Consider the following 17,635-nt stretch of genomic DNA (forward strand, 5'->3'; position numbering starts at 1 on the left):
GTCGGCCCAGTGCAGGTCCTCCAGGGCCAGGACGACGGTCCGGTCGGCCGCGAGTCGTTCGAGGAGGCGGACGGTGAGCTCGAAGAGCCGGGCGCGGCCGTCGGTTTCGGGACGTTCCCGGTCCATCTCGCCGAGCTCGGGCAGCAGCCGGGCGAGCTCGCCCTCCTGGCCTGACACGGCGGCGTCGACCTCCGCGCCGAGTTGGCGGCGCAGCGAGCGCAGGGCGGTGGAGACGGGGTGGTACGGCAGGGCGTCGGCGCCCGTTTCGACACAGCCGCCGACGGCGACGACGGCCCCGTCCGCGGCGGCCCGGCCGAGGAATTCCTCCAGGAGCCGGGTCTTGCCGACGCCGGCCTCACCGCCGACGACGAGGGCGCGGGGCTCCCCGGCGTCCGCCCGGGACAGGGCCTCGCCGAGGGCGGCCAGTTCGGTGTCGCGCCCGACGAAGACGGGGCTCATGTGACTGCTGTGCACGGTGCCGAGCATCGCACGGCGTGCCGCCCGAAGAGGCAGGCTTTCGGGTGGCCCAGATGCCTCCCCGGGCCCCTTCCACCGTCCCGCGGCTGCCCCCAACGATCCGGCGCGTCCCACTCGCGCATTCCAGGCACCTTCCATTTCCGCAGGTCAATGGGGTGTTTGGCGTTCCAGCGTCCCCAACTGCCCGGCATTCGTGGCGGTCGGGACGGGTGACCCCGCAGTGTTGAACCGTGCTCACCGGACGTTCCCCGGACCCGGTTCTCGAGCACGGTTTCGCAGCAACGACATTGGAGTTCGTACATGCTTCGCAAGCGCTCACGTCTGATCGCCGCCCCGGTCGCGGCGGTCGCCCTGACCCTGACCGTCGCCGGGTACCAGGCCAGTGCGGCCGGCGCGCCGGGCACGGACGAGACGGGCTGGCCCGCCGCAGGCATCGCGGCGGCGGCCCCCTGCTTGTCCAACGCCACGACCCTGCTCGGCGACCTCGACGGCGACGGCCGCCCGGACAAGATCACGAACCCCGGGCTCAACGGCACGAAGATGACCGTCCAGTGGGGAGCCGCCGACGGCTCGTTCGGCACCAAGCAGAACGTCAGCAAGCTGGTCGGCACCAAGCAGGGCGAGGTCACGACCGCCGCGGTCGCCGACTTCCAGAAGGACGGCAAGCTGGACCTGGTCGTCAACATCGTCGAGCCGTCCGGCGGCGACGACCCCTCGACGGCACGCGTCGCCGACTACCGGCCCGGACCGCTCAAGCGCGCGAACCTGGGCTCGGCCGGCACCCGCCACCTGGACATCGGCGACTCCAGCGAGGCCAAGGAGCTCCGCATCGCCAACTACGGCGACGACGCGTACCCGGACCTCGCGATCCTGAGCAACGCCGGTGACGGGGTCCTGGAGCGCAACGTACGCCTGACGAAGGCGAGCAGCGGCCCGGGCAAGTACAACCAGGACCACGAGCAGAAGTACGGCGCCTGGGGCACGCCGGCCGAGCCGCCGACCATGCCCGGCGACGGCTGGAAGCACTTCTACAAGGCGTGCTCCTGACCTGTCGCGGCTGTTGTGAACCGTCCCGGTCGTGCTGACCCGGCTCGGTCTGTTCCACCTGCTCCCGACCGCCACCATCGGGCGCCGCCGGTTCTCCGGACCGGCGGCGCCCCCGGTCTGTCCGGAGTGCCTCCCGTCGCTGAAATGAGGAAGATCGCTTGTCCAGCCCGTCCCAGGCGCTCGTGGCCCCGAGGCCCGTCGCGTCCTCCACGCCCTCCGCACCTGTCACACCCACCGCCCCCGCCGCCCTCTCCGCCTCGAAGACGAACCGGGTGCGGGTGTCCGTCACCGCACCCGACCCGATCAGCCGCGAGGGAGTCGTCAGCCAGCTGCGCCGCCATCCCGACGTCGAGGTGTGCAGCGAACCCGGCACCGCCGCGGTCGCCCTGCTCGTCGAGGACACCCTCGACGAGGCCGCGCTCACCCGGCTGCGGCGCGCCGTGCGCAGCGAGGGCACGCGTGCCGTGCTCGTCACCGGATCGGTCCGCGAGCACGAGCTCCTGGACGTCATCGAGTGCGGTGTCGGCGCCGTCGTCTGGCGCCGTGAGGCCACCGCGCACCGTCTGGCGCAGGCGGTCCTGACCACCGCGAAGGGCGGCGGCGACCTGCCCGCGGACCTGCTGGGCCAGCTCATCGGCCAGGTGCGGCGCCTCCATCAGGGCGGCCCCGACCAGCCCGGGTTCTTCCTGAGCTTCACCAAGCGCGAGGTCGACGTGGTGAAGCTGGTCGCCGAGGGGTTCGACACCTCGGAGATCGCCACGAAGCTCGCGTACTCCGAACGCACCGTCAAGAACGTGATGCACGGCCTCACCACACGCCTGCACCTGCGCAATCGCGCGCACGTCGTGGCGTACGCCCTGCGCGAGGGCTACATCTGACCGGGCCGGGCTCCGGACGTATCCGACCGGGGGCGGTCAGCAGGGTGACGGGCGGCAGGACGGCGAGCGGCGGGGTGGGAGTACGAAGTGATCCATGAGGTGGACGAGGTCCTCAAGGGCCTCATCAGTGGCGGGGCGCTGACGGGTGCCGGTATCGACGTCTCCTTCGACGTGCCCTCGCGCGACTGGGCGGCCCGGCGCAACGCGCCCGTGGTCAACGCCTACTTGTACGACATCCGGGAGGACGTGTCCCTGCGGCAGCGCGGCCACGCGGGGGTGCGCGACGACCGCGACATCGTCGTCCGGCGCCGCCGTCCCCCGCGCTGGTTCCGGCTCTCCTATCTCGTGACGGCCTGGACGAAGACTCCGCAGGACGAACACCGGCTGCTGTCCGCCGTACTGGCGACGCTGCTGCCGCACGAGCTGCTGTCCGCCCAGGAACTCCCCGGCCCGCTCGGCCGACTCGGCCTCTCGGTGCTGGTGACGGTGGCCTCCGGCCAGTCGGAGGCCCGCTCCTTCGCCGACGTCTGGTCGGCGCTGGGCAACGAGCTCAAGCCGTCCCTGGACGTCACGGTGACCGTGCCGTTCCCGGCGTACCCCGACTACGACGCCGGGCCCCCGGTCACCGAGGGCATGTCGGTCCGGCTGCGCGCCGTCGACGGTCCCGTCAGACCGTGAGCCGGACCGCTTCGAGCGACAGGTTCAGCTCCATCGGACTTCCGTGGTACTTGAACTGGCCGGGATCGGTGCACACCTCGCCCATCCAGTCCTTCTCCGTCACGAAGGCATCGCTGCACACGGAGCCGTCGAACACCTTGTAGGTGAAGCCCTCCAGGGCGGGATCGGCGCTCTCGGTGCTGCCGAAGAACATGTCCTTGCCGTCCTCCGCGTTCGACCACGGGATCCCCTTGCGCCAGCCCTCGCCGACGAAGGCGCCGGTGCCGGTGACTCCCTGGGTGCCGGTCACCGCGATGTTCAGCGACTTGATGGGGGTGCCCTGGCCGGCCGCGCCCGCCTCGGCGCCGTCGCACACCGGTTCCTGCCAGGCGTCCTCGACGTAGGCGCGGTAGCAGATGTGGCGGCCCTCGCTGCTCTGGGCGAGTTCGTTGACCGCGTCGGCCGCCGTCTTCTCCTCCGGTTCCTCCTCTCCGCCTCCGCCGCCGCCCGGCTCCTCGGAGCCGCCGCCGTCCTCCTCCGGGGGCGGTTCTTCCTTCTTCTCCTCGTCGGGCGCGGGCGGGGCGCTCTTCTCCGGCGGGGGCGGGCTGTCCGGTACGACCGCGCCGGACTCCTGCGGCTTCTCCCGCGCCACGCTCTGCATCTTCGGGCTGTACGTCAGCCAGATCGTCACGAACGCGATCGTCAGCGCGAGGACCAGACCGAGCGTGCCCGCCAGCCAGCCCGGCAGGATGCTGCGCTGCACGAAGATTCCGTCGACGTCCACCGGCTCGGTGCCGGAACGGCGCACGCTCAGCGCGTAGGGCTGCTCCTGCTTGGACCCGAACCAGGTGATCTGCCGGGGCCGCAGCGTCGCCTTCACGAACGCGGCCCGGCCCGGCTCGATCTGTACGTTGCCCGGCTGGATGTCGTACGAGAGCCGGTCGCCGTTGTCGTTGCCGCTGAGCGACGCGGTGACGGTGGTGTTGCCGAGGTTGTCCACCGCCAGCTGCGGCCGACCACGGAACCAGCCCTTCACCGTCGACGGCACCAGCTCGGCACGCATCTCGGTGAAGGGATTGACGGTGACGTTCCCCTCGGGGACGACGACGGCGCCCGCGTGTTCGGCCGGGGTGATCCGTACCGCGTACGGGTGCGCGCCGACGGTCGCGTCCGCCGTGCGCGGTGGCGCGAACGTCAGCTCGACGGTGCCGGTCGTTCCCGGATAGAGGCGCAGCACAGCAGGCTCCACCGTGGTCCAGGGGGCGAGGTCACCGACCGGTTCGAAGCGGTACGCGTCGACGATGTCGCCGGTGTTGCGCACCCGCAGCTGCACCGTGGTGGCGCTGCCGGGGTCGACGGTCACGGAGGCAGGTTCGAGGGAGGTCCAAAGGCTCACCCCATGACGCTAGGTGCGCCGGTGACTGCCGTCAGGAGTCGGCCGGGCAGACCGGGTTGCCCGTAGGGGCGCTCGCGATGTCCTCCGGTTCGCCTGCCGTCCCGGCGTCCGGCGGGCCACACTGACGCCATGGACCAGGGTTTGGCGGCGGTGATCGCCGGGGGCGCGGGGCTCGTCGGGGCTGTGCTGGGCGCCTGGCTCGGCGGGCGGGCGGCGACGGAGGGCACGCGGCTGGGGGCGACCATCGCGGCCGCCGAGTCGCATGCGCTGTGGGTGCGTCAGGAGCGTACGTCGACGTACGGCCAGGTGTGCTCGGCCTACTCGGCCATCGGCGTGAGCCTCTACCCCGTCTACGCGGCCGTCTGCCGGGGTGAACTGCCCACGCCCGAGCAGGAGGAAGCGGCCCTGCGCGCGGTGGGCGAGCTCGCCGGGAGCTGCTCGGGGACGGTGTCGTTCCTGGGGACGCCGGTCATCGCGACGGCGGCGCAGGAAGTGGTCGACCGGTGCGACGGGTTCGAGATGGAGCTGCGGCCCTATCTGGCCGCGCTGCGGGCGGGCACGCTGCCGGTCGACGAGCAGTCCTTCGGGGACCGGCTCCACCCGTCCATCGACGCCTTGCGCGATGCCAGGAACACGTTGGTCGACGAGTTCCGCGGGGTGCTCCTGCCCGACGAACCGAACAGCTAGGCGGCTCCCACGGCCGGGCGGCACCCGCGGCTAGCCGCCGAGGCGGCCGTCCTCGTGTGCCGCCGCGGCCAGGACGCTGTCGAGCAGGCCGGGGAAGAGCGTGTCCAGGTCGTCGCGGCGCAGCACGTTCAGCTTGGTCGTGCCGCGGTAGATCTGCCGGATGACGCCGCTCTCGCGCAGTACCCGGAAGTGGTGCGTGCACGTCGACTTGGTGACGGGCAGCGCGAAGTAGGAACAGGAGAGCCCGGCCGCGCCTTCCTCCCTGGCCAGCTCCCGCACCACCCGCATCCGCATCGGGTCGGCGAGGGCGTGCAGCACGGCTTCGAGGCGGACGTCCTCGGGCTCGGGGTGGGCGAGCGTCCTGCTGCTCGCGCTGCCGGTCGCGGCGGCGGTCGTCATGGCGGCTCCACTTCATCCTGTACGCCCCGAGTCCCTGGCCTCCGGGCGTTGCGGCTGCTGGGCGTTCTGGCCTCTGGGCATTCCCTGCGTGCCATTGTACGAGAGCCATCGTAGTTTGACATCCGCCGTACTACGAGGTCTATCGTACGAGCAGCACATCACCCATGAGGAATGGAGCCCGCCGTGAGCGCGCTGTTCGAGCCGTACACCCTGCGATCCCTGACCATCCCGAACCGGGTCTGGATGCCTCCGATGTGCCAGTACTCGGCGGCCCCCGAGGGCGCCGAGGCCGGGGCCCCGCGGGACTGGCACTTCGCGCACTACGCGGCGCGTGCCGCCGGCGGTACGGGCCTGATCATCGTCGAGGCCACCGCGGTCAGCGCCGAGGGCCGCATCAGCCCGTACGACCTGGGCATCTGGAACGACACCCAGGCCGCCGCGTTCCGCCGCATCACGGACTTCCTGAAGAGCCAGGACACCGTCCCGGCGATCCAGCTCGCCCACGCGGGCCGCAAGGCGTCCACCGACCGCCCCTGGAAGGGCGGCGCCCCGGTGGGCGCGGACCAGTACGGCTGGCAGCCGGTCGCGCCCAGCGCGGTCTCCTTCGACGAGCGGCACCCCGTGCCCACCGAGCTCACCGTCGAGCGGATCGGCGAGATCGTGACGCAGTTCGCCGACGCCGCCCGGCGCTCGCTGGACGCCGGCTTCGAGATCGCCGAGATCCACGGCGCCCACGGCTACCTGATCGGCGAGTTCCTCTCCCCGCACAGCAACAAGCGCACCGACGCGTACGGCGGCTCGCACGAGAACCGCACCCGCTTCGCCCTCGAAGTCGTCGACGCCGTACGGGCGGTGTGGCCCGAGGACAAGCCGCTCTTCTTCCGCATCTCCGCCACCGACTGGCTCGAGGAGGCGGGCTGGACCGCGGACGACACGGTCCGCTTCGCCACCGAGCTCAAGGAGCACGGCGTCGACCTGCTCGACGTGTCCACCGGAGGCAACGCGGCGGGCGTCAGGATCCCCGTCGAGCCCGGCTACCAAGTCCCGTTCGCCGCACGGGTGAAGGCCGAGACGGAGCTGCCGGTCGCCGCGGTCGGCCTGATCACCGACATCGAGCAGGCCGAGAAGATCATCGCCAACGGCGAGGCGGACGCCGTCCTGCTGGGCCGCGAACTGCTGCGGGACCCCTCCTGGGCGCGGCGCGCAGGCCGCGAACTCGGCGCGGAGGTGCACGTTCCGGACCAGTACCACCGCTCGGTCTGAGGACGCGCCCCCCGCTTCTCGCGCATTCCCGGCATGATGGGCCATGGTGGACGCCAGGGCCCGACTGCGGACGACTGCGTAAGAGGGGCGACGATGTCGACAGGTCGACTTCCGGAGCACGAGCAGCGCATCCTCGACGAGATGGAACTGGTCCTGCGGCAGGACCGGCAGCTCGCGGCCCGCCTGTGGATCCTGCGGCTCGGGCCCCGCGTGCGCGCCACCCTGGCGAACAGGCCGCACCCGTTCACGGTGGCCTTCTTCGCCGCGGTGTCCTGCACGCTCCTGTTCATCGGCATCCGCACGTCGAGCCCCGGCATCGTCTGGGCCTTCGCCCTCGTGTGGTCGCTCACCCTGGCCGGGTTCGTGCGGGTGCTGTGCCGGTGGACCGAGCCATGACCGCCAGGCCGATTCTCGGTCTGGCGGTCATGTGGTGCCGGGCGTAAAGAGAGAGGTTCACCCAGGGCCCCCAGGGAGGCCGACGTGGACAGAACCATCGGCAAGAGCACGTTCCGGGACACGTTCAAGAACCAGCTCATCGCGGTCTCCGCGCTGCCGTCGGGCACGGCACGGCGGCTCGCCGAGCGGGCCAACGGGACAGCGGGCCCCATCGATGCCGCGCTGCGGACGAAAGCCGAGTTCAGCACGTTGTACGACCTGCTGCTGGCCGAGCAGTCGGACGTCTCGGGAGACGGCAGCCTCGTCCTTCTCGACACGGACGGGCAGCTCACCGCCATCGGCCGGATCGTGGACCAGTACCTCGACTCGGCGGAGAACAAAACGGAGTTCTTCGCTCAGGACATGTATCAGGTCAAGGTCACCGGCTGGCCGCCCGGCGTCCTGACGGCCGACGACGTGCGGGAGGCGCCGCCCGGCGCCCGGCTGTCCCTGGCCAGGCGCGACGCCCCGGACGACGTGCTGCTCGCGACCCCGTCGTTCTCGATGGTCAACAGCGGCAATCTGACGGCTCACGCGCCCAAGCGCTCCTGGAAGATCGACTTCGAGGTCGGCGCGAGCGAGGACCGGCTCTTCGGCATGGAGCGGATCAACCTCAAGGCGATGTACAACGACCCGTCGCAGATGCGCGAGGCCGTCGCCTGGCGGCTTCTGGAGCGCGCGGGCATCCCGGCCGCCCAGCACACGTACGCCACGTTCTCGATCAACGACCGCTACATGGGCCTCTTCTCGGTCATCGAGCAGGTCGACAAGAAGTTCCTCAAGGACCACTTCGGCAAGAACTCCGAGGGCAACCTCTACAAGGCGTACTGCGGAGACGTCGGCTGCGCGACGCTGGAGCACCGGTCGGGCGTCGACGGTACCGACAGCGGTCGGCAGTACTTCACCGCGGGCAGCCGGGAGGGCGACCGCACCTACCGTCTCAAGACGAACGAGGACGACCCGCAGGCCGCCACCTACGACGACCTCGCCGCCCTCGTCCGCATCATCAACGCGGCTCACCTTCCGGGGGACGAGCGCAAGTTCACGTCCGATGCGTTCCGCGAGTCGGCCGAGGAGATCCTGAACGTCCCCGCCTTCCTGCGCTGGGCGGGCGCGAACGTCCTCCTGGGCAGCTGGGACAACTACTTCGCGACTCCGTCGAACTACTACCTGTACAACTCCGGCAGGCTCGGCGACGCCTCGGGCTTCATGTCCCGCCCGTACTTCACGTTCATCCCCTGGGACTACGACAACAGCTCGGGCATCGACTTCTTCTCGACGCAGTGGCAGTACACGGACCTGCTCGACTGGCCCTCGATGAGCCGCAACTACTGCCGGATCACCCACGCGCCGCACGAGGTGTCGCGCCTGCCGCTCTTCACCAATCTGCTGCGGCACCACGACTTCTGCCAGTACTACCTCGACCACCTCGAGTACCTCCTGGACACGGAGTTCGGACCCGAGCAGGTCGCCGCGCTGCTCGGCGCGGAGGAGTCGGGACGGACCGACGGACTGTGGCAGCTCGTCTCGTCCGCCGCGTACGCCGAGTCCACCAGTCCGCACGGACAGCCCTTCACGGGGCGGCAGTTCACCAACGACGAGGTGTACCGCGCGGGGTACCGGCAGTGGGAGCTGAGCCGGGGCTCGCAGTTCACGTACGGGATCTTCCACTACACGCGCATGCGCTACGACCACGCACGTCAGCAGCTTGCCGAGCTGCGCAAGACCTATCCCAACGGCGCCAGTGGGGCGACGTTCCCGGGTGCGATGGAGGTACTGCCGTCATGACCGCGACGAAGAAGCCCACCAAGGCCAAGGCCGGTCCTCAGCGCAAGTCCGAGGCCGAGGCGGCGCGCGAGCTCCGGCTGGTCAAGGAAGCCAAGATCCAGGACCTGATCGGGGACAGCGCAGGCACCCGTCTGGAGGCGAGCGGCGTCCTCTACCGCGACGGCGCCTTCCTGATCGTCTGCGACAACCTGACCTCCGTCATCCGGGTCAGCAGCGAACTGTCGCCCAAGGCTCCGGAGAACGGTGTCCTCACCCACGACAAGGGCAAGAAGAAGGCCGGTCAAGCGGCGGCCGAGGGGTACGAGGACCTCGCCCACGACGAGGCCCGCGACCACTACTACACGCTGAGCGAGGCCGAACCGGTCAAGCCCAAGGGCTTCCGCGCCCGCGTCCAGGAGTACGACGCGAAGCTGCGCCCGATCGGATCCGCGCACCTCGACTTCGACCTGGCGGACGCCAACAAGGGCATGGAGGGCCTGGAGTGGGTCGACCGCTCGGGCACGGGCCACCTGCTCGCGCTGTGCGAGGGCAACCTGTGCGCGGGCGGCAAGAAGGGCCGGACGCCCGGCGGCGGACGCATCCAGGTCTTCCGGCGCGACGGCAAGCGCTGGTCCAACACGGCCACGATCCGGCTGCCCAAGTCGCTGCCCTTCGAGGACTACAGCAGCGTGTCCGTGCGCGACGGACGGATCGCCGTCCTCTCGCAGGCGTCCTCCGCGCTGTGGGTGGGCCGCATCGACACCAAGAAGTGGCAGGTCGACGAGGGCAAGGTGCACCGCCTCCCCACCGACAACAAGGGCCGTACGGTCTACGGCAACCCCGAGGGCGTGTCCTGGGTCTCCGCCGACCACGTGGTGATCGTGTCCGACCGGGCGAAGAAGGGCCCGGACAACGAACGGTTCCGCGGGAAGGACCAGTCGATCCACCTGTTCCTGATCCCGGGCAACAACAACTGATCCGCTGATCCGCGCTGCTGGCCCGGGGTCGCCCCCGGGCCGCTCCCCCGGGTCACTCCCGACCCCCGGGTCGCTCCCGGGTCACTCGGGAATCGCCGCCAGGGTGAAGGAGTGCCCTGCCGGATCGGAGTAAGTACGGGTGTCCCGGGGGCCGTTGTTGTCCTTCGTGTCGACGGGCCGCGCACCGAGACCGACCGCCTCGCGTTCCGCCTCGTCCATGTCGTGGCGGGCCACCATGATCCTCAGGTGTGCCTGCTGCGAGTCCTCCGGGCGGGGCCAGCTCGGCGGGATGTAATCCCGCTCCCGGTGCACGGCCACGTAGACGCCGCTGTCGTTCGTGACCTCGACGTAATCGGGGTCCTTGCTCAACCTGATGTCGGCGCCCAGCAGTCCGGCGTAGAACTCGGCGAGCCGCTCGGGCTCGGAGCAGTCCAGTACGAGCACGGTGTTCTTGTGGACGGTCATGTCGACCGGGTCCCCCGAACCGTCCCGGCCAAACGGCCGCACCTCCCGCTCCCCGGCCTCTCCCGGCCGACGGCGGCAGGATTGTCAGACCCCTCACCTACTGTGATCGACATGGAAAGCAGGAGGTCTGGAGGGGGTCCTGTCATGGGCTGGGTCGAGGCGGCGGGCGGGTATGCGGTCACCCTGGACGGCACGCGGGTGCTGTGCAGGAACGCCGCGGGCCGCACGCTGAAACAGGTCCCCGCGAAGCTGCGCGACGACGCCGAAGTGGTGCGGCTGCGCCAGCTCGCCGAATGGCTGGAGCGGCACGAGCGGGAGTGCCGGGAACTGGTGGACACCTGGCTGGTGCGCTCCCTGCCCGTGCCCGCCCGGCTCCTGACCGAGGTGTGGCCCGACGCCGCCTGGCAGGGGGCCTTGCGCGACCTGGTGGTGGCGCCGGTGGGGGCCGACGGGGGCGCCGATGTGGAGCGCGCCGGGTTCCTGCGGGACGCCGATCCCGAGCGGGGCATCGGCATCGTCGACCTGGACGGCGACTCGGTGCGGCTCGACGCCGAGCAGGTGCTGATTCCGCACCCGGTGCTCCTGGACGACCTGGCGGACCTGCGGGAGTTCGCCGCCGAGCTGGGTGTCGAGCAGGGCCTGGACCAGCTGTTCCGCGAAGTCTGGCCGCGCCCGGAGACGGTCGACGCGACGGCGCTCGAATGGGGGGCCTTCGCCGACGCCAAGTTCGAGGAGCTGCGGCACGCGACCGCACGAGCGACGGCGTACGGCTACCGCGTGCGCGGGGGATACGCGGTGTGCGCGCTGACGGAGGACGGCCGCGCCCTGGAAGCGGCGTTCTGGCTCGGTGACGACTATCCCGAGAACGAGGCCCGCACGGGCGGGCTGGAGTGGCGGGCCGTCGGCGGGCGCCGGGTGCCGCTCGGCGAGGTGGGGCCGGTGGCCTGGTCGGAGGGGGTCCGGATGGCTGCCCTGGTGCACGCGGCGCGCGTGGTGAGCAACGAGTTCGACGAGGCCGACGAGGACGGGGCGGGGAAACGGTGAGCGGGGTCGCGGGCAAGGCTGTGAGCAGGGATCAGCAGAGCAGGGATCAGCAGTTGCTGACAGCGGGGGCGGTGTTGCCGGGGACCGGTGGCGGTGCCTCCGGGCAGGGTGCGGCCGGGGACACCCTGACCGCTCGGGCGTACGCACATCCGGTGCTGGAGGGGCGCACGGTGGTGCGGCTGGTGCCTGAGGCGATCGGTCCCGCCGAGGATCTCGCCCTGGAGTACCTGGGGTTCGGCGCGGCCACGGCCGCGACGGTCGGGCGGGTGCAGCGCCAGTCGCTCGGATTCCCCGCCTGGGCGCTGGTCAACGACCCGGCCAACGGGCGGCACGCCCTCGCCGTGGTCAAGGAGATGGAGCGGCTGGCCCGACTGGTCACCGGCAAGCCCGGACTGGCCAAGGAGGGCTTCGACGAGATCGGGGACCGCCTCGACCGTTCCGTGCCGCACTTCCTGCCGACGTACTACGAACAGGTCGCGCGGCTCTTCCTCGCGGCCGAGTCGCACCAGCACGCCTCGGTGTTCTTCGGCAAGGCGCGGGCGGCCGAGCAGCGGCACGCGCTGGAGATCGACGAGGAGCGGCTGCGGGAGGTGTTCCTGGAGTTCGCGGGTGCGGGCGCGCTCAGCGGCAAGGTGCTGCGCGAACACGCCAAGGGCCTCGCGGCACGGCTGTCGGGGCAGGAGGCGTACGAGCAGTTCAGGACGCTCTCCCTGCAGCGGTGCGCGTCGGGCATCGCCCCGTACGCGGGCATGCTGGAGGACCTGCGGCGCCTGGCGAAGGGCGCGGGGCTCGCGGCCCGCGCCGAGGAGTGCTCGCTGCTCGCGGAGATCATTCACTCGGGGGCCATGACGCGCGCGGCCGGCAGCTTCTGGAAGTCCGCGCTGCCCGCGCTCGCCGAGCTGGCCCAGGCCGATCCGGCCGTGCGGCAGCGGCTGCTGACACTCTTCCCGACGGCCGGGGGTGACGCCAAGGACGCCTTCGACGAGGCATGGCTGGCACTCCTCGACCGGTGCGGGGCGATCGGCCTGCTCATGGAGGGGGCGGCGAGCGCCGCGGACTGGCTGGGCGCGTGGGCGCGGCACCGGCAGCGCGGCTGGCGCGAGTCGAACCGGCTCGCCGCCGAACTGGCCCTGGTGGAGCGGCTGGCGCCCCGCCTGATCGCGGACGGCACGCCCGCGCGGATCGTCGTCGATCGCGGCTGGCGGTGCGGGACAGACCTCGATCTCCTCGACGCCGCGCTCGCGGCCGGAGTGCCGGTCGCCGACCCGCCTGACGAAGAGAACGGTCTGGAGCTGCGGTACTGGCTGCAGGACGACAGCGAGGGCCGCAGGGACCTGGTGGCGCTCACCTCGGACGCCCGCTTCGCACCGCTGCTGCGGCAGGCGGTGGAGAACCTCTCGACCGCCGACGGACCGGCCGCCGCGCCCTCGGCCCGGCTGGAGCGGGTCGCGGCGCATCCGGCGCTGCGCACGGTCCTGGCGGACTGGCTCGAACACCGCGCCGCGGACCTCACCCGGCCGATCGGACTGCCGGGCCTGGACACGCTGTTGCGCGATGTCGCACGGTTCGCGAAGCCCTCCGTGCTGGCCACCGCGCCCGAAGCGGTCGAGCGGATCGCCTCCTTCGACCCGGCGCCGGTCCTCGCGCGGTCGCTGCGGTCGGGCCTCTTCGACGAGCTGGGCTGGCCCGCCCTCGAAGAGGCGCTCGGCACGCTCGGCGACGTCAAGAAGTCGGCAGCGGGACAGCCCCCGTGGCCGCACGTCGACAGCAACGGGTACAAGTGCGCCGACGCCTGGCCCGCCCTCATCGTCCGGATCGGCACGCAGGTCGCGCTCGCCGGTCCCGAAGGCGTCCTGGACCAGCGCACGCTGAGCCTGCCGTCGAAGACCGCGGGGTACAACGAACCGACGGTGCGGCACGTCGACGGGCAGTGGCTGATCGCGTCGGGGTACGGGAACGAACGCCGGGCCGTGTGGTCCGGCAGCCCCGCGGACGTGTTCAAGCCCACCGGCCTCCAGGACGGCTGGTACGACGCGGGCACGGTCTCGGTGCCGCTCCCCGACGGCAGCCGGTGGTACGGCGCGAGGCCCGTGCGCCCCGGGGACACCGCCTTCGCCGAGCAGCGCCGCGAGGTCGCGTCCGACGGCGTGTCCTCCTGGGTGCTGCACGAAGGGCGCTGGTGCGAGTACGACCCCGCGACCGCCCGCCGGGGCCGGGCCTCCGTGCCCGCGTTCTTCGACTCGGCGCTCGCCGGGGCGGCGCCGGGCATGCGCCTGGAGGAGGGGTACTGCAGGCTGCTGCCCGTCCAGGCGGGCCTGGAGGGCTCGCCGTTCGGCAGCAAGGACGGACTGCTCGGCTGGTGGGTGACGTCCGACGAGAAGTCCGGTACCCGCACGGCCTGTTCCGTCGACGGCACCCGGGGCCCGGCGACGGACGACGGCTGGCCCACCGCTCCCCTGCGGCTGCCCGCCGGAGCCGTGCTCCACCCCGTGCAGCTCGGCTGGAACCAATCGGTCATCGAACTGCGGGACGCGGACGGCGTGGCCGTCGCCCGCGTGCCGGTCGGCGACCGGGGCAGCGCCCACGCAGCGGGCACCCGTCTCATGCCGCCCCTCTGGTACTGGCACGCGCTGCGCCCGCGCGACGAGCGCGGCTCCGCGGCGCTCCGTGCGGTGACCGATGCGGACGCTGCTGCCCTGCTGGCCGCCGTCCGGGGCGGCGAGAGCGCCGACGCCGCCGTGGCGCGGCTGCTGCCCGCGGTCACCGACGAAGCGCTCGCCCAGGGGGTGTCCGGGCTCGTCACGGAGACCGCACGCTGCGCCGAGCGCATCTCCTGGCTCGCCGAGCGGGCCCACCACAAGGGGGACACGGGGCAGCACGACACGCCCGCGGTCCGCCACGCGTACGACAGCGTGTTGCGCGAAGCCACCAAGAGCCTGTCGGGACCGCAGCACTTCTACGGCTTCTACCACCGCTACGGCCGGGACGAACAGGACACGACGGCGATCGAGCAAGTCACCGCGCTGAGCCGGGTCCTCGGCCCCGGCACCCCGGTCGACCGGTCGGGCCCGAAGAGCACCGGTGTGGCCTGGCCGACGCTCATCGGGCCCGGCACGGCGGCGCTCGCCCTGCGGGCCACGGCGGCGACGACGGAGGACGCCCACCGCGCGGCGCTGCTCGAATTCCTCGACACCGTCCTCGCGGTGCGGGCCGGTGACGACGCCGTTCTCGTCGACCCGCGCGGACGGCTGCGGTCGGTGGAGCTCAAGACGTCGCACAAGGACCGGCCCGAGCGCGGGGGCGAGGTCCGCACCGCCGGGGCGCGGCGCCTGCTGATCGTGGGGTGCCGTCGGGTGGAGGGGGACGACGCGTTCTGGAGCGGCATCGAGTACGACCCGTCCGGCGCCTTCGGCGCATGGGACGGCTTCGCCCTCACCGTCTCGGAGGTGCACGGCACTGCGGAGGACCCGCTCCGGGCGCCCGCGCTGCGGCGGCTCGTCGCGCTCGTCCGGGAGCGGGGTCCGCTGCCCTACCGGCCGGAGCAGGCGGTGGAGCTCGCCGAGCGGATCGGGGTGGGCCCGGTCACCGGGGCGCTGCTGCTCCTCGGCCTGCCCGGGCTGCAGGGGTTCGGCAGGGAGGGGCTCCTTCCCGCCGACTTCCTGAAGCCGCTCGGCGCGAAGAGCGCGGAGGCCAAGGCGGCACGGGGTGCGCTGCACGATCTGCCCCTCCCCCAGCGGCAGGCGTTCACCGCCGCGCTGGTGCCCGTCGACCCGGACCGCGTCGAGGCGCTGTGGACGACCGGCTTCGCGCTGGACGCCGCCGCCGACCTGTGGCTGGCGTCCCGCGGCAGGCACCGCCTCGCCCCGCCCGAGCTGGTCGCCCAGATGGTCGCCGAAATCGGCTCGGGTCCGATCCTCGATCACGTCCTCAACCCCGAGACGCGGCGCGAACTCACCGGGCGGACCGAGCAGAAGCCCGGCGACGGACTGCAGCCGGAGGATCCCGAGGCACTCCTGGAGGGCAGTGACCTCGTCCCGTACGTGGGCATGCTGCGCTGGCTGGCGTACCGCCTGCCGTACGGCGACCCGCTGCGCCAGGTGCTGCCCGAGACGCTGCGGCTGCTGCGCGAGCGGCTCGCCGACCCCGGCCTGCTGCTCGACCTGCGGGTGAGCTGGGGCACGGACGGCAAGGTCACGGGCGCGCACGTGCGCGAGGCGTTCGGTCTGCCGCCGCTCGGCGGGGAGAACGGTCGCGGCCTGGTGGACGCGGGCCCCGCCCTGGTCCTCGCTCCGATGCGGCACCGCAGCGACTGGGACGCGGTGTGGGTGCGCCCCTCGGCGCTGCTGCCGGGCGCGAGCGACGAGGGCGGCCCGGACCACCCGGCGCTGACGCTCCTGACCGGCCTCGCCGGGAACAGCGACGCGCTGCGGGCCCTGCGGACGCTGCTCAGCGACGAGTTCACCGCGCTCCTCACCGCCGACGGACCGGCGGGGGCCGCGCAGAACCCGCTGATCGGCGCGCCCGGCCTGGTGCCCGAGGCGGTGGGACGGTTCGGGCTCTCCGAGGACGCGGCCGTGATCTATCTGATGCTGCTCGCGCTGCCCGATCCGACGGACCGCCGTCAGGCGGCCTGGACGGGCTGGAAACCGGCCCGCTTGAAGAAGGCACGGGCCGAACTCGCCGCCACGGAGCTGGTGGTGGAGGCCAAGCGGTCCCGCGCGGGCCGCTCCCTCTTCCTGCCCGGTGGCTGGCTGGACCGCAGCGCGCCCCTCCTGCCCGTGGAGAGCTGGAAGGCCCCGCTGTTCCCGGAGTCCGGCTTCCGCTTCGAGGTGCCGGGGTGCCCGGTGCCCGAGCTGTACGCGCGGGTGTGGCAGCGGGTCGTCGACGGCGACGTGCCGGGTTACGAGGAGTTCAAGGGGCGGGGCGGCCGCAAGGGAGGCAGGCGATGAAGCAGCAGCCGACGCAGCAGCCGTCCGCTGATGGACGGCAGATGGAGCTGCCCGAGGACCGCTTCGCGCGGGAGCTGGCCTTCCTCGCCGCGTATGACGAAGGGCCGCGTCCGCCCGGGTGGCGGCTCACGCCGCGCGCGGTGGTGGTCTTCGTCTGCGGTTCGGACGGCGAGGAGCTGTGCGACCCGGCGGGGCGACGGCTCGTCGTGACACGGAAGTTCGTGGGCGACAGACAGCTGGTGGAGCGCTGCGTGGTCACGCTCGCGGGCGAGCGCGGACTGCTGCTCGTCGGCGAGCCCGGCACCGCCAAGTCGATGCTGTCCGAGCTGCTCGCCGCCGCCGTGTGCGGCACCAGCGCGCTCACCGTGCAGGGCACCGCGGGCACCACGGAGGACCAGCTGCGGTACGGCTGGAACTACGCGATGCTGCTCGCCAAGGGCCCGAGCCGGGAGGCCCTGGTGCCCTCGCCGGTGCTCACCGCGATGGCGCGGGGCGCGGTGGCCAGGGTCGAGGAGGTCACCCGCTGCCTGCCCGAGGTGCAGGACTCCCTGGTGTCCCTCCTCTCCGAACGCCGCATCTCCGTACCGGAACTGGCGGGCCTCGCGGGACCGGACGGGGACGACGGCACGGTGCACGCGGTGCCCGGCTTCACCCTCATCGCCACGGCCAACCTGCGGGACCGGGGCGTCTCCGAGATGTCCGCGGCCCTCAAGCGCCGCTTCAACTTCGAGACGGTCGGTCCGATCGGCGACCTGGCGGCGGAGACGGAGCTGGTGCGGCGCCAGGCGACGGCGGCGCTGACCCGCTCCGGCGCGGACTTCTCCGTGGACGACACCGTCCTGGAGGCGCTGGTCACCGCCTTCCGTGACCTGCGCTCCGGGCGCAGCGCCGAGGGCTGGGAGGTCGAGCGGCCCTCGACGGTCATGTCGACGGCGGAGGCGGTGCAGGTCGCCACGTCGATGGGGATCGGGGCCGCGTATCTCGGGGACGGCCGGGACGTCGTCCGTACGCTGCCGGGCCATCTGCTCGGCACCGTGCACAAGGACGACCCGGCGGACCACGCGCGGCTGCTCGGGTACTGGGACGGTCCGGTGCGGCGGCGCGCGGAGAGCGGAGCGGGGCTGTGGCGGACCTTGTGGGAGCTGCGTGATGACCTCGGGTGAGTGTGAGGAGGGGGACGGGGGGCGCCGGGGC

Annotated in this window: 15 protein-coding genes; 11 read left to right on the forward strand and 4 right to left on the reverse strand. The window is 72.3% G+C overall.

The window, feature by feature from the left end; genetic code table 11:
- The coding region (locus tag AOK03_RS36265) for an ATP-binding protein (RefSeq protein WP_055569643.1) at nt 1-486 on the reverse strand (486 nt) is incomplete at its 3' end.
- 291 nt (nt 487-777) lie between these two features.
- Between AOK03_RS36265 and AOK03_RS36270 the strand changes: the two genes are divergently transcribed.
- The 3 genes from AOK03_RS36270 to AOK03_RS36280 all read left to right on the forward strand — a co-directional run bounded on the left by AOK03_RS36270 (nt 778) and on the right by AOK03_RS36280 (nt 3,080).
- A complete protein-coding gene (locus AOK03_RS36270; RefSeq protein WP_055569644.1) occupies nt 778-1,524 on the forward strand; it encodes an FG-GAP repeat domain-containing protein in 747 nt (248 codons plus the stop codon).
- Nucleotides 1,525-1,802: 278 nt separating this feature from the next.
- Complete coding sequence (locus tag AOK03_RS36275; protein ID WP_055569655.1) at nt 1,803-2,402, forward strand: helix-turn-helix transcriptional regulator; 600 nt, start codon at nt 1,803-1,805, stop codon at nt 2,400-2,402.
- 87 nt (nt 2,403-2,489) lie between these two features.
- Nucleotides 2,490-3,080 (forward strand): Pvc16 family protein, encoded by a 591-nt coding sequence (locus AOK03_RS36280; protein ID WP_079075174.1) that lies wholly within the window; start codon nt 2,490-2,492, stop codon nt 3,078-3,080.
- Here the strand turns inward: AOK03_RS36280 and AOK03_RS36285 are convergent.
- Nucleotides 3,070-4,455, reverse strand: a complete 1,386-nt coding sequence (locus tag AOK03_RS36285; RefSeq protein ID WP_055569645.1) for a COG1470 family protein — start codon at nt 4,453-4,455, stop codon at nt 3,070-3,072. The genes AOK03_RS36280 and AOK03_RS36285 overlap by 11 nt on opposite strands.
- A gap of 129 nt (nt 4,456-4,584) precedes the next feature.
- On the opposite strand from AOK03_RS36285, the gene AOK03_RS36290 reads away from it, so the two are divergent.
- Complete coding sequence (locus AOK03_RS36290) at nt 4,585-5,142, forward strand: hypothetical protein (RefSeq protein WP_055569646.1); 558 nt, start codon at nt 4,585-4,587, stop codon at nt 5,140-5,142.
- A gap of 30 nt (nt 5,143-5,172) precedes the next feature.
- Here the strand turns inward: AOK03_RS36290 and AOK03_RS36295 are convergent, their stop codons facing one another.
- Nucleotides 5,173-5,541 (reverse strand): ArsR/SmtB family transcription factor, encoded by a 369-nt coding sequence (locus AOK03_RS36295; RefSeq protein WP_055569647.1) that lies wholly within the window; start codon nt 5,539-5,541, stop codon nt 5,173-5,175.
- Between the two features lie 183 nt (nt 5,542-5,724).
- Between AOK03_RS36295 and AOK03_RS36300 the strand changes: the two genes are divergently transcribed.
- From AOK03_RS36300 to AOK03_RS36315, 4 genes are all read left to right on the forward strand, one after another.
- Nucleotides 5,725-6,804, forward strand: coding sequence for an NADH:flavin oxidoreductase/NADH oxidase (locus AOK03_RS36300; RefSeq protein WP_055569656.1), 1,080 nt, complete (start codon nt 5,725-5,727; stop codon nt 6,802-6,804).
- 93 nt (nt 6,805-6,897) lie between these two features.
- Nucleotides 6,898-7,200, forward strand: a complete 303-nt coding sequence (locus AOK03_RS36305; RefSeq protein WP_055569648.1) for a DUF3040 domain-containing protein — start codon at nt 6,898-6,900, stop codon at nt 7,198-7,200.
- 84 nt (nt 7,201-7,284) lie between these two features.
- Nucleotides 7,285-9,027, forward strand: a complete 1,743-nt coding sequence (locus tag AOK03_RS36310) for a CotH kinase family protein (RefSeq protein ID WP_055569649.1) — start codon at nt 7,285-7,287, stop codon at nt 9,025-9,027.
- Nucleotides 9,024-9,983, forward strand: a complete 960-nt coding sequence (locus tag AOK03_RS36315) for a hypothetical protein (RefSeq protein WP_055569650.1) — start codon at nt 9,024-9,026, stop codon at nt 9,981-9,983. Before AOK03_RS36310 ends, AOK03_RS36315 begins: the two co-directional genes overlap by 4 nt.
- 81 nt (nt 9,984-10,064) lie before the next feature.
- Here the strand turns inward: AOK03_RS36315 and AOK03_RS36320 are convergent, their stop codons facing one another.
- On the reverse strand, nt 10,065-10,448 hold the full coding sequence (locus AOK03_RS36320; protein WP_055569651.1) for a VOC family protein: 384 nt from the start codon (nt 10,446-10,448) through the stop codon (nt 10,065-10,067).
- A 144-nt stretch (nt 10,449-10,592) separates the two neighbouring features.
- Between AOK03_RS36320 and AOK03_RS36325 the strand changes: the two genes are divergently transcribed.
- From AOK03_RS36325 to AOK03_RS36335, 3 genes are read left to right on the forward strand one after another with little or no spacing between them, the layout of a single operon-like run.
- On the forward strand, nt 10,593-11,492 hold the full coding sequence (locus AOK03_RS36325) for a DUF4132 domain-containing protein (RefSeq protein WP_055569652.1): 900 nt from the start codon (nt 10,593-10,595) through the stop codon (nt 11,490-11,492).
- Between the two features lie 53 nt (nt 11,493-11,545).
- Entirely contained in the window at nt 11,546-16,441 is a 4,896-nt protein-coding gene (locus tag AOK03_RS36330) for a hypothetical protein (RefSeq protein WP_157869172.1), read from the forward strand.
- Entirely contained in the window at nt 16,438-17,604 is a 1,167-nt protein-coding gene (locus AOK03_RS36335) for an AAA family ATPase (protein ID WP_055569654.1), read from the forward strand. Before AOK03_RS36330 ends, AOK03_RS36335 begins: the two co-directional genes overlap by 4 nt.
- Nucleotides 17,605-17,635 lie beyond the last annotated feature (31 nt).

Source organism: Streptomyces atriruber (genome assembly GCF_001418325.1).
Taxonomy (GTDB): domain Bacteria; phylum Actinomycetota; class Actinomycetes; order Streptomycetales; family Streptomycetaceae; genus Streptomyces; species Streptomyces atriruber.